Raw genomic sequence first — 14,292 nt, 5'->3', positions numbered from 1 at the left:
TCCACACCCCCCGCCACCACCAACACCCCACCACCAGCCAACGTCACCACCACATCCAGCACCGCCGCATCAAAACCCAACGACGCAAACTGCAACACCCGCACACCCGGACCCACACCCAACGCCGACCGCAACACCAACGCCAGATTCACCACACCACCATGAGCAACCTGCACACCCTTCGGCCGCCCCGTCGACCCCGACGTATAAATCACATACGCCAACTGGGCAGGCAACACCGACACCTCGGGCGCCTCCGCCGGCAGACCTGACAACGCCTCGGCAATCGCCGGGTCGTCGAGCAGCACCACGTCGTCCACGACAGCGCCGAGCCCCGCCGCGTCCCGATGCCCCACAAGTACCGCCGCACCGCTGTCGGCGAGCATGAACTCCAGCCGCTCAGTCGGGTATTCGGGGTCCAGCGGCAGGTAGGCCGCTCCCGCCTGCCATACACCCAGAACGGCCGTGATCATGTCCACCCCGCGCGGCAGGCACAACCCCACCACCGACTCCGCGCCCACTCCCCGGTCCCGGAGGTAGTGCGCGAGTCGATTCGCCCGCGCCGACAAACCGCCGTACGTCAGGGACGCCTCTCCCGAGACCACCGCCACCGCATCCGGCATCGACAGCACCCTTGCGGCGATCAGCTCATGCACTCCCCCCACCTCGGGCAGGGACACGACGGCGCCGTGCCGCTCCTCCAGCAACTGCTGGCGCTCAGCGGTGGTCAGCAGCGGAAGCTCGGCGACCGGCCGGGCCGCGTCCGCGGCGAGTGCGTCCAGCAGTGACAGGAGGTGTCCCGCCATCCGCTCGACCGTGGAGGCGTCGAACAGCGCGGTGCTGTACTGCAGCTCTCCCGCCAGTTCCTCGCCGTTGTCCCCCAGCCTGAGCGCGAGATCGAAGCTGATCAGCATCGGGCCGGCCGGGGAGAGTCCGCCCGACTGGTCAGCCACGTTCTCCCAGCCGAGCTCGTCCGGCCGGCCACCGGTGTCACCGGCTGCTTCTGCTGTGTCGTAGTTGAAGAGGACTTGGAAGAGGGGGCTGCGGGACCGGTCGCGCTCCGTGCCGAGTTCGTCGACGAGCTGCTCGAAGGGCAGGTCCTGGTGGGCGTAGGCGCCCAGCGCCATCTCCCGCACCCGGCCCAGGAGTTCGGTGAAGGACGGGTCACCGGACAGGTCGGCCCGCATGACCAGGGTGTTGACGAAGAACCCGATCAAATCCTCGGTCTCGCCCCGGTTCCGGTTCGCCACCGGTGTACCCACCACGACGTCGTCCGTGCCCGCGTACCGGCCCAGCAGCACACTGAACGCCGCCAGCAACGTCATGGACATCGTCGTCCCACCACGGCGCGACAACACACGCAAAGCATCAGCCGTCGCGGCCGGCACCCGCACCCCCACCACACCACCCTCGGTGGACCGCACCGCCGGACGCGGCCGGTCGAGGGGCAGCTCCAGCACCGCAGCCCCCGACAACACCGACCGCCAATAACCCAGCTGCTCCTCCAAAACCGCACCGGCCAGCCACTGCCGCTGCCACACCGCGAAGTCCGCATACTGCACCGCAAGCGGCGCCAACGGGCTCGGCTCACCGTCACGGAACGCCTCGTACAGCGCCGACAGCTCACGACGCAGAATCCGCCCGGACCACTCGTCCGACACCACGTGATGCATCACCAGCGCCAGCACATGCTCATCCGCCGCCAGCCGGATCAGCACCGCCCGCACCAGCGGACCCGCCGACAGGTCGAACGCCCGCCCCGCCTCCGCCACCACCAACGCCCGCGCGGCTGCCTGCGGATCCACCGCACCGGACACATCACGCAGCGGCAGCGGGACGGATACGGGCGCGTCGATCACCTGATACGCCACACCGTCCGTGCTCGCCACCAGCCGCGTCCGCAACACCTCATGCCGCGCCACCACACCCGACAACGCCGCACCCAGCGCGGCGACATCCACCTGACCTCGCAGGCGTATGTGTGCCGGGGCGATGTATTCGGCTGATCCGGGGTCGAACTGGTGGAGGAACCACAGGCGTTGTTGCGCGAACGACAGCGGCAGGTCCTGGCCTCGGTCGGCCGCCGTCACCGGAGGCGCGATCTCCCGAGCGGACCCTTCGATGACAGACGCCAGCCCTCGTGCCGCCGGCTGGTCGAAAAGGGCCGACAGAGGCACCTCGACCCCGAACACCTCACGCAACCGGGAGATGACCTGCGTGGCAAGCAGCGAATGCCCGCCCAGTTCGAAGAAGTCGTCTGTGGCGCCGACGCGGTCCAGGCCGAGCACCTCGGCCAGAATCCCGGTCAGCAGCTCTTCGGTATCGGTGGCGGGAGCGACGAATCCGTCCGCTCCACCGGCCTGGGCTCCGTGTGGTTCGGGGAGGGCGGTGCGGTCGAGTTTGCCGTTCGCCGTCAACGGCAGCGCAGCAAGCTCCACGAACACCGACGGCACCATGTACTCCGGCAACCGCCCACCCACAAACGCCCGCAACTCACCCACCGACGGAACACCGTCACCCACACCAGCCGACACCACATACGCCACCAACCGGCGCTCCACACCCTCACCCCACGCCGACACCACCACCGACCCCACCAACGGATGCCCCGCCAGCACCGCCTCCACCTCACCCGGCTCCACACGGAAACCCCGCACCTTCACCTGAGCATCCACCCGACCCACAAACTGCACCCGCCCATCCACCAACCACCGCACCCGGTCCCCCGACCGATACATCCGCGACCCATCAGCCGCAAACGGATCCGCCACAAACCACCCCGCCGTCAACCCAGACCGACCCCCATAACCCCGCGCCAACTGAGGCCCCGCAATACACAACTCACCCACCACACCCACCGGCACCGGAACCAACCGCTCATCCACCACATACACCCGCGCCCCCGCCAACGGCCGCCCCAACGCCACCACACCATCCCCACCCAACAACCCCGCCAGCACACCCACCGTCGACTCCGTCGGACCATAGTGATTGACCACCACCCGATCCCCAGCCGCCGCCACCAACTCCCCCAACCACGCCCCGGACGCACCCTCACCACCCAGCACCAGACCCCGCGCCGGCACCAACCCCGCCAGACCCTCCCCACCCCCGGCCGCCAACGCCGCCAGATGCGACGGCACCACCTTCACAAAATCAATCCCCCACACACGCCAGTACGCAGCCACCGCCCGACCATCCACCGCCGCATCCGCACCCACCACATGCAGCACACCACCCGACACCAGACACCCGAACACCACCGTGTTCCCCAGATCAGTCACCACCGGCTGCAACAGACCAAACCGAACCCCCACCCCCGACCAGCCCAACCGCTCCACCACACCCACCGTGTAACCAAACAACCCACCATGCGTGACCTGCACACCCTTAGGCCGCCCCGACGAACCCGACGTATACACCACATACGCCAACTGACCAGCAACAACAGGCACCCCGGGATCCGTCGCCGGCATCGCAGCCAACCCCGCCACAGTCGCCGGATCATCCAGCACCACCGTCCGCAACCGCCCCACCGGCAACTCATCAACCAACTCACCCGAACCCACCACCACCGACGCACCACTGTCCGCCAGCACAAACCCCAACCGATCCACCGGGAACTCAGGATCCAACGGCACATACGCCGCACCCGCCCGCCACACCCCCAGAATCGCCACGATCATGTCCACCCCACGCGGCAGACACAACGCCACCACCGACTCCGCACCCACCCCCACACCCCGCAGATAATGCGCCAAACGATCAGCCCGGCCCAACAACTCCCCATACGTCACGCACACACCACCCGACACCACCGCCACCGCATCCGGCACCGACAACGCCCGACGGGCAATCAGCTCATGCACCCCACCCACCCCAGAAACAGACCCACCACGCCCAACAGCCCTACCAGACTCACCAGACTCAACAGCCCCACTCCACTCCCCCACCAACACAGCACGCTCACCAGCCGTCAACACCGGCAACTCGCCCACCGGACGGGCGAACCCTGACGCCGCCGATTCCAGCAGCGTGAGCAGGTGCCCCACCATCCGCTCCACCGTCACCGCGTCGAACAACGCCGTGCTGTACTCGAACTCGCCCGCGATCCGGTCGCCGTCGTCGCTCAGTACCAGGCGGAGGTCGAACTTCGCGACGACCATGTCGGCGGCGCTGCCACTCCTGTCGACGGTCCGAACCGCCGCGGGACGGTCACCGGAGCTGCCCTCGTTCTCGACGAAGTCGTAGTTGAACAGGGCCTGGAAGAGCGGGGTACGCGACCGGTCCCGGTCGGTGACCAACGCCTCCACCAACTGCTCGAACGGCACATCCTGATGCGCGTACGCACCCAACGCCGTCTCCCGCACCCGCCCCACCACATCACGGAACGACGGATCACCCGACAGATCAGCACGCATCACCAACGTATTGACGAAGAACCCGATCAGATCCTCCGTCTCCGCACGATTCCGGTTCGCCACCGGCGTGCCCACCACCACATCCTCCGACCCCGCATACCGACCCAACAACACCGCATACACCGACAACAACGTCATGAACATCGACGCGCCACACTCACGCGACAACCCCCGCAACGCCTCCGACACCCCCACCGGAACAACGAACCGCACCGAAGCACCCGCAGACGAACGAACCGACGGACGAGGGCGGTCAGTGGGCAGTTCGAGTGTTGGTACTCCCGCCAACTGGGCCCGCCAGTACGCAAGTTGGTTGTCCAACAGCTCGCCCGACAGCCACTCGCGCTGCCAGACCGCGAAGTCGGCGTACTGGACGGGCAGCGGAGGCAGCGGGTCCGGCTCGTCCGACCTGTATGCCTCGTACAGAGCTGTCAGCTCACGGTGGAAGATCCGGTCGGACCACTCGTCGAAGACAACGTGGTGCATGGCCAGGGCGAGCACGTGCTCGTCGGGTGCGAGCCGGAAGAGGTTCGCCCGGACGAGCGGTCCGGCCTCGAGGTCGAAGGGCACCGCCGCGTCAAGCGCCACCAGAGCGCGTACAGCGGTCCGGGGGTCGGCGTCCTCCGACACGTCCACCACCGGCAACGGGAACGGCGCCGGCGCATCGATGACCTGACGCGGCACACCCTCCGCATCCGCCACCAACCGCGTCCGCAACACCTCATGCCGCGCCACCACACCCGACAACGCCGCACCCAGAGCCGCCACATCCAGGGAGCCGTTCCAGGCGACGGGTGACAGCAGGGCGTACTCCACCGCGCCGGGTGCGAGTTGATCCAGGAACCACAGCCGTTGCTGGGCGAACGACAGCGGTGGTGCCTGGCCACGGCCGACCGGTGTCACCGGGGGCACGACAGCGTGGCCGACAGCCGATTCGTCGAGTGTCGTGGCGAGTTGCCGTACGGTCGGCTGGTCGAAGAGGGCGGCGAGGGGGGTCTCGACCGCGAACGCCTCGCGGATCCGGGAGACCACCTGGGTGGCCAGCAGGGAGTGGCCGCCGAGCTCGAAGAAGTTGTCGTTGGCGCCGACACGTACCACGCCGAGCACGTGGGCCCAGATGTCCGCGAGGAGTTCCTCCGTTGCCCCGGCCGGAGCCGCGAAGTCGTCCTGCGGCTGCGGCCGGTCCGGCCGGGGCAGTGCGGCCCGGTCCAGTTTGCCGTTCGGGGTCAGGGGCAGTGCGGCCAGTTCGACGAAGGCCGCCGGAACCATGAAGTCGGGGAGGTGCCGCCGCAGGTAGTCGCGCAGTCCGGTCGGCGAGGGGATGCCCTCGGCCGGATCGGCGGGAACCAGATAGGCCAGCAACCTGCGTTCCGGGCCCTCCCCGAAGGCGTCCACCACCGCGGATCGCACTCCCCCGTGCGCCGTCAGCAAGGACTCGATCTCACCCGGCTCGATACGGAAACCGCGCACCTTGACCTGCTTGTCGGCGCGCCCGAGGAACTCCAGGACACCGCCGGGCAGCCGGCGTGCCCGGTCACCCGACCGGTAGAACCGCGAGCCGTCACCCGTGAACGGATCGGCCAGGAACCGCTCGGCCGTCAGCGCCGGCCGGCCCCCGTAGCCACGCGCCACACCGGCACCACCGATGTACAGCTCACCAGGGACGCCCAGCGGGGCCGGCCTCAGGTGCTCGTCCAGGACGTACACCTGCCATCCCGGCAGGGGGAGGCCGATGGGCACCTTGAGGTCGGCGTCGACGTCCGTGGGATCGATCCGGTGGTGCGTGACGTGGACCGTGGTCTCGGTGATGCCGTACATGTTCACCAGGGCGGGGCTGTCCAGCCCTCGGGCGGCGGCCCACCGTGCCACATGCGCCGCCTGCAGCGCGTCGCCGCCGAACACGACGAACCGCAGGTCGGCGAGCGTGCGATGCGCCTCACCGAGGTCCGCGAGCTGGCGGAAGAGCTCCGGTGTGGCACTGAGTACGGTGACACCCTCGGCGGCGAGCGCGTCGTGCAGCAGCCACGGCTCCCGCACTGTCTCCGTCGGTACGACCACGCAGCGGGCCCCGTGCGTCAGTGCGCCCCAGATCTCCCACACCGAGAAGTCGAACGCGGCGGAGTGACTCACGCTCCACACGTCGTCCGGACCGAGCTCGAACGTGCCGGTGCCGTCGGCTGCCCCGAACAGGCCGTGCACGTTCGCGTGCGGAACCAGCACGCCCTTGGGTCGCCCGGTCGAGCCCGACGTGTAGATCACGTAGGCAAGCTGTCCCGGGTCGGTGGTGAGCGTCCTCGGCGCGGTAGCCGGTTGTGCGGCGATCGCGTCGGCTGTCGCCGGATGATCCACCACCACGAGGGCGGGGGCAGGGGTCATGCCGTGCGTCACAGCATGGGTCGTCGCGTGGGTCATGGCGTGGGTCGTCGCGGGGGTCATGGCGTCGGACAGGTGGGACTGGGTCACCACGACCGTCGCGCGGCTGTCGGCGAGCATGAACCCGAGCCGCTCAGGTGGGTAATTCAGGTCGAGCGAGAGATAGGCGCCACCCGCCTGCCACACCGCCAGCATGGCCGTCACCAGGTCGAGCCCGCGCTCCAGGTGCAGACCCACCACCGTCTCCTGGCCGACGCCGGCTGCTCGCAGTTGGTGTGCCATGCGGTTCGCACGCGCCATCAGTCCCGCGTAGGTCAGCCGGTGCTCGCCGAAGACCACGGCCACCGCGTCGGGCCGTTCGGTCGCTCGCGCCGCGATCGTCTCGTGGACGCCCCGGGGTGCGGAGGCGGCGGGCAGCGCCGGAGTGGCGTTCCCCCCGTCCACCAGGAGGTTCCACTCGTCCGCCGACAGCATGGATACCTGCGACAGCGGCCGCTCGGCGTCGTCGGCGACCGACTCCAACAGCGCCACGAGGTGCCCGATCATGCGCTCGATCGTCGTGGGGTCGTACAGGACGGTGCTGTACTGCACCTCACCGACCAGGCAGCCGCTACCAACGCCCGTACGACCCTCGCCGCTGCCCCCGCCGGCGCTGTCGCCCAGTGTGATCAGCAGGTCGTACTTCGCGGGAAGGCTGTCGGCCAGCATGTCCGCGGACAGCGCCCCCGCGTCGGCGTAATCACCGAAGCCCGGACTCGTGTCCTGGTCCACCTCGGCGGGCCCACGGGAGTCATCGGCATCCCAGGTCGCGTAGTTGAACATGACCTGGAAGAGCGGGGTACGGGAACGGTCCCGCTCGGTGACCAGTTCGTCGACGAGCTGCTCGAACGGGACATCCTGGTGGGAGAAGGCACCGAGCGCGGTCTCGCGCACGCGCCCCAGCAGCTCGGCGAAGGAAGGGTCTCCGGACAAGTCGGTGCGCAGTACCAGGGTGTTGACGAAGAAGCCGATCAGATCTTCGGTCTCGGTCCGGTTCCGGTTGGCGACGGGCGTGCCCACGACCACGTCGTCCGACCCCGCGTACCGGCTCAGCAGAACATCGAGCCCGGCCAGCAGCGTCATGAACATCGTCACGCCGCTCCGGCGTGACAGCCCTCGCAGCATCTGAGCCGTCCGCTCCGGAACGGTGAACCGCAGCGCCGATCCCTCGCTGGACCGAACCGGCGGACGCGGCCGGTCCGTGGGCAGCTCCAGCACCGGTGATCCCGCCAACCTGTGCGTCCAGTAGCCGAGTTGCGCATCGAGCACCTCGCCGGTGAGCCACTGGCGTTGCCAAGCGGCGAAGTCCGCGTACTGCACCGGCAGCGGCGGCAACGCATCCGGCTCGCCTTCCCGGAAGGCCACGTACAGGGCCGAGAGCTCACGCCGGAAGACCCGGTCCGACCACTCGTCGAAGACGACGTGGTGCACGGACAGAGCCAGTACGTGCTCGTCGGGCGCCAGCCTGACGAGCGTGGCACGCATCAGCGGACCGCGTGCCAGATCGAACGGCACCGCGGCGTCCGCCGCCACCAGGTCGCGGGCGGCGATCACCGGATCCGGCTCGCCGGACACGTCCACCAGCGGCAGCATGAACTCCGCGGGCGAGTCGATCAGCTGGTACGGAACACCGTCCGCCCCGGCCGTCAGCCGGGTGCGCAGCACCTCGTGCCGGGCCAGGAGCGCGGTCAGTGCCGCGTTGAGCGCCTCCACATCCGGCTTCTCACCCCTGAGCCACACCGGCAGCTCGATGTTGTACTCCGTCGAGCCGGGCGCAAGCTGGTCCAGGAACCACAGCCGCTGCTGGGCGAACGACAGGGGCAGCGGCCCGCTCCGGTCCACCGCCTCAATCGCCGGTACGACCATCGCCCGGCCCGCTCCATCGACGACGGCGGCCAGTTCGCGCACGGTAGGGCGGTCGAACAGTGCGGACAGCGGTATGTCGACCGCCAGCAGCTCCCGGATGCGGGAGTTGACCCGCGTCGCGAGAAGCGAATGCCCGCCCAGCTCAAAGAAGTTGTCGGTGACCCCGACTCGTTCCGCACCCAGCAAGTGCTGCCATATTCCGGCCAGCAGCTCCTCGGTCATGGTTCCCGGCGGCACGAACTCACCCGGCTCCACCTGCCACCCGCCGTCAGGCAGCGGGAGGGCGGACCGGTCGAGTTTGCCGTTGGGAGTGAGGGGGAGGTCCGTGAGCGGCAGAAAGACTGCCGGGATCATGTAGGCGGGGAGGTGTTCACCCGCGAAGGAACGGAGTGCGGTGACCGAGGGGATGCCGTCGGCCTGATCGGCGGGGACGAGGTAGGCGGCCAGCTTGCGGTCCTCGGCCTCACCGAACGCGGTCACGACGGCGGTGCGGATCTGCGGGTGGGCGGCGAGTACGGCCTCGATCTCACCGGGCTCGATACGGAAACCGCGGACCTTGACCTGATCGTCGGCCCGGCCGATGAAGTCCAGCGTGCCCTCAGCCAGCCACCGCGCCCGGTCACCCGAGCGGTACATACGGGTGCCATCGGCGGCAAACGGGTCCGGCACGAAGCGTTCGGCGGTCAGCGCAGACTGGGCGCGGTAGCCGCGGGCCACCTGCGGACCCGCGATGTACACCTCGCCGGCCACTCCGACCGGGACCGGGTTCAGGCGTGCGTCCAGGACATACAGGCGGGCGTTCGCCACCGGGGCACCGATCGGCGGAGCCATGGTCGGCTCCGGGGCCACCGGGCCCGTGGTGACCATGACAGTCGCCTCGGTAGGACCGTAGGTGTTCACCAGCGTGCGGCCGGACGCCCAGGCCTGGGCCGCCTGCTGGGTCAGCCGCTCCGCACCCAACAACAACGTCTCGACACCCGGCACCTCGTCCGGGTTCAGCACACCCAGCAGGGACGGCACCACACTCGCCGCCTCCACCGCCTGCGCCCCGATCACCCCGGTCAGTACCTCCGGGGCGGCGCGCTCGGCACTGCTCGCCACCACCAGCGTGCCGCCCGAGGCGAGAGTCACCGCGACATCCAGCACCGCCGCATCAAAACTGAACGACGCGAACTGCAGGACCCGAACCCCCGCACCCGCTCCCAGCACCGAAGCCAGCGCGGTCACCATCCCCACCACACTGCGGTGCCCGACCTGCACACCCTTGGGTTGACCCGTCGAACCCGACGTATAAATCACATACGCCAACTGGTCCGCGTGTACGTCGACTCCAGGCGCCGTGGACGGCAGATCCCCGGCCACCTCGGCCATCGTCTCCGGCCCGACCACCACCCGCACACCACTGTCAGCGACCATGAACTCCCGCCGCTCAGCCGGGTATTCGGGATCCAGCGGCAGATACGCCCCACCCGCCTTCCACACCGCCACCATCGCCACGACCATGTCGACCCCACGCGGCAGACACAGCCCCACCACCGACTCGGCACCCACCCCAAGCCCTCGAAGGTGATGCGCCAGGCGATTGGCACGCGCCATCAGTCCGCCATACGTGAGCGCCTTGCCGTCCGAGACGACCGCCACCGCATCCGGACCCGCCTCCACCCGCGCAGCGATCAGCTCATGCACCCCACCCACACCCGGCAACGCCTCAACCGCACCACCCCCCTGCCGCACCAGCCGATCACGTTCCTCAACCCCCACCACGGCAAGATCGCCGACACGCTGGTCCGCATTCGCGGCTACTGCCTCCAGCACCGCGACGAGGTGCCCCGCCAACCGTTCCACTGTCGCCGCGTCGAACAGCGCGGTGCTGTACTCGATCTCGCCCGCCAGTCCGTCGCCGCTGTCCCCGAGCTTCACCGCCAGGTCGAACTTGACGGGCAGCTGCCCTGGGTTCATGTACGCGCCGCGCTCGGCCACGTAGCTGAAGAGCACTTGGAAGAGCGGGCTGCGCGACCGGTCCCGGTCGGTGACCAGCGCCTCGACCAGTTGCTCGAACGGCACGTCCTGATGTGCGTACGCACCCAGCGCCGTCTCCCGGACCCGCCCCACCACTTCACGGAACGACGGATCACCCGACATGTCGGTTCGCATGACGAGGGTGTTGACGAGGAAGCCGATCAGGTTCTCGGTCTCGGCACGGTTCCGGTTCGCCACCGGCGTGCCCACCACCACGTCCTCCGAGTCCGTGTACCTCCCCAGCAGTACGTCGAAGGCCGCCAGCAGCGTCATGAACATCGACACGCCGCACTCGCGCGACAGCCCTCGCAGCGCCTCCACCGTCTCCGGCGAGACCGCGAAGCCGGCCACCGCTCCAGCAGACGACCGCACCGCCGGTCGAGGACGATCCGTGGGCATGTCCAGAGTCGGCGCGCCCGCCAACTCAGCTGTCCAGTAGTCGAGTTGGCGCCTCAGAACCTCCCCCGTCAGTTGCTCTCGCTGCCATACCGAGAAATCCGCGTACTGCACCGGCAACGGCGGCAACGGGTCAGGTTCAGCCGCGCGGAAGGCCTCGTACAAGGCAGACAGTTCATGCTGGAAGACGTGATCCGACCACTCGTCGAAGACCGCGTGATGCACCGACAGGGCCAGCACGTGCGCGTCGTCGGCCAGCCGAACGAGCACGGTCCGGATGAGAGGGCCGACGGCCAGATCGAACGGGGTCGACGCGTCCCGCGCGACCAGCCGTTCAGCCGCGCTCAGCGGATCGGCGTCGCCGGACACATCGACCACCGGCAGCACGACCGGCGTCGGCGGATCAATCACCTGATGGGCAACTCCGTCCGCGTCCGCCACCAGCCGGGTCCGCAGTACCTCGTGCCGCGCCACCACACCGGACAACGCCGCACCCAGCATGGCGACATCCAGGTCCCCGTCCAGCCGGATGGGCAACGGCAGGTTGTACTCGGTCGAGCCGGGCTCCAGGCGATCCAGGAACCACAACCGCTGCTGGGCGAAGGACAAGGGCAGCGCTTCATCCCTGCTGACCACGGTCATGGGCGTCACCACCGCATCGCCGTCGCCCATGCCCGTGTTCACCAGGCCTTCGACCGCTCCGGCGAGCTCCCGTACGGTCGGATGGTCGAACAGAGCGGCGAGAGGCAGCTCGACACCTAGCTCGTCCCGGACGCGGAACAGCACCCGAGCCGCCAGCAGGGAGTGCCCGCCGAGTTCGAAGAAGTTGTCGGTGGCGCCCACCCGCTCCACACCCAGAAGCTGCGCCCACACCCCGGCCAGCAACTCCTCAGTGGCACCCGACGGCGCCACAAAAACACCCGACTCCAACCGCACACCCACCGGATCAGGCAGCGCCGCCCGATCCAGCTTCCCATTCACCGTCAACGGCAACGCCGCCAACTCCACGAACACCGACGGCACCATGAACGCCGGCAGCCGCCCACCCACGAACTCCCGCAACCCAGCAACCGACGGAACACCCACACCCTGATCAGCCGCAACCACATACGCCGCCAAACGAAGATCCCCCACATCCCCGAACACCGTCACCACCGCCGCCCGAACCAACGGATGCGAGGCAAGCACCGCCTCCACCTCACCAGGCTCAACCCGAAACCCACGCACCTTGACCTGGTCATCCGCCCGACCCACAAAATCCAGCCGCCCATCCGCCAGCCACCGCACCCGGTCCCCCGACCGATACATCCGCGACCCGTCCCCCGCAAACGGATCCCCCACAAACCGCTCCGCCGTCAACCCACCACGACCCCCATAACCCCGCGCCACACCCACACCACCAATAAACAACTCACCCACCACACCCACCGGCACCGGAACCAACCGCCCATCCAGCACATACACCCGCGTATTCGCCAACGGCACACCAATCGACGGCGCACCCACCCCACCCACATCCACCAACCCCGCACACGCAATCACCGTCACCTCAGTCGGCCCATAACCAACAAACATCCGCCGCCCCGACCCCCACCCCTCAACCACCTCAGCACCCACCCGCTCCGACCCCACGAACAAACTCCCCACACCCGACAACCCACCCCGCTCCAACACCCCCAACAACGACGGCGACACACTCGCCGCCTGCACACCCTCAGCACCCACCAACCCCACCAACGCCGACGGAACCAACCGCTCCACACCCCCCGCCACCACCAACACCCCACCACCAGCCAACGTCACCACCACATCCAGCACCGCCGCATCAAAACCCAACGACGCAAACTGCAAAACCCGCACACCCGGACCCACACCCAACGCCGACCGCAACACCAACGCCAGATTCACCACACCACCATGAGCAACCTGCACACCCTTCGGCCGCCCCGTCGACCCCGACGTATAAATCACATACGCCAACTGATTCGCGTGTACGTGTACTTCGGGTGAGGTGGAGGGCAGATCCGCCAGCACCGGCCCGACCGCCGGGTCATCCAGCCACACCACCGACTCCGCCGACTCCGCGAGCAGCCCTCCGGCCGCCTCGGTCATCGACCTGTGGCCCACCAGCACACTCGCCCCGCTGTCGGCGAACATGAACTCCAGCCGCTCAGCCGGATATTCGGGATCCAGCGGCAGATACGCCCCGCCCGCCTGCCACACCGCGAGCATCGACGCAACCATGTCGACCCCACGTGGCAGGCACAGTCCCACCACCGACTCGGCACCCACTCCGCGTCCTCGCAGGTGATGTGCCAGGCGATTGGCTCGGGTCAGCAACCCGCCATATGTCAGCGCCTCACCATCGGCGACCACCGCCACCGCGTCCGGCATCGACAGTGCTCGCGCGGCGATCAGTTCATGCACTCCGCCCACCTCGGGCAGAGGCACCACAGCGCCATGCCACTCCTCCACCAGCCGATCACGTTCAGCGGTGGTGAGAAGGGGAAGGTCACCGATCCTCCGGTCCGCGTCTGTGGCGACCGCAGTCAGCAGCGTGACCAGGTGGCCTGCCATCCGCTGCACCGTCGCCTCGTCGAACAGCGCGGTGCTGTACTGGATCTCGCCGCCCAGTCCTCCGTTCTCACCGTCTCTGTCGCTGTCGCTGTCATGGTCGGCGAGACGCACCGCCAGGTCGAACTCGGCCTGGTCCGCGGGCGAGAGCTGTCGCCCGCCCGGTTGTTGCCCGGCTCCTTGGGGACCGGTGTAGCCGAAGCAGACGGGGAAGAACGTGGTCTCCAGCTGGTCGGACGTGGTCTGTCGCACCCGACCCAGCACCTCACGGAACGTGGGGTCGCCCGAAAGGTCCGTGCGCGTCACCGTCGTGCCGGCCACCAAGGACACGTGGTCCGTGACGGCGTACCGCCCGAGCAGGATGCTCAACGCCGCCAGCAGTGTCGTGCCCAGGTCGCCGGACACAGCCCGCAACCGCTCCGTCGCGTCCGCCGGCACCCCGAACTCGATCACCGCTGCTTCGACGGACGGCGCCTGTGTGCGCGGCCGGTCCGTGGGCAGGTCCCCTACCGGCTGGTCGGCCAACTGGCTGCGCCAGAAATTCAGTTCGCTGTCCATGACGCCCCCACTTAGCCTTTCGAGCTGCCGCACCGCGATAACCGGC

At 68.7% G+C, this 14,292-nt stretch carries 1 protein-coding gene; it reads right to left on the bottom strand.

Annotated elements, in window-relative coordinates; genetic code table 11:
• A partial coding sequence (locus ACIOKD_RS23105) for an amino acid adenylation domain-containing protein (protein ID WP_402087003.1) occupies positions 1-14,246 on the bottom strand: 14,246 nt, incomplete at its 3' end.
• Between the last annotated feature and the right edge of the window lie 46 nt (positions 14,247-14,292).

The organism is Streptomyces sp. NPDC087844, assembly GCF_044742785.1.
GTDB lineage: Bacteria > Actinomycetota > Actinomycetes > Streptomycetales > Streptomycetaceae > Streptomyces.
This window is presented reverse-complemented; position numbering and strand designations above follow the sequence as displayed.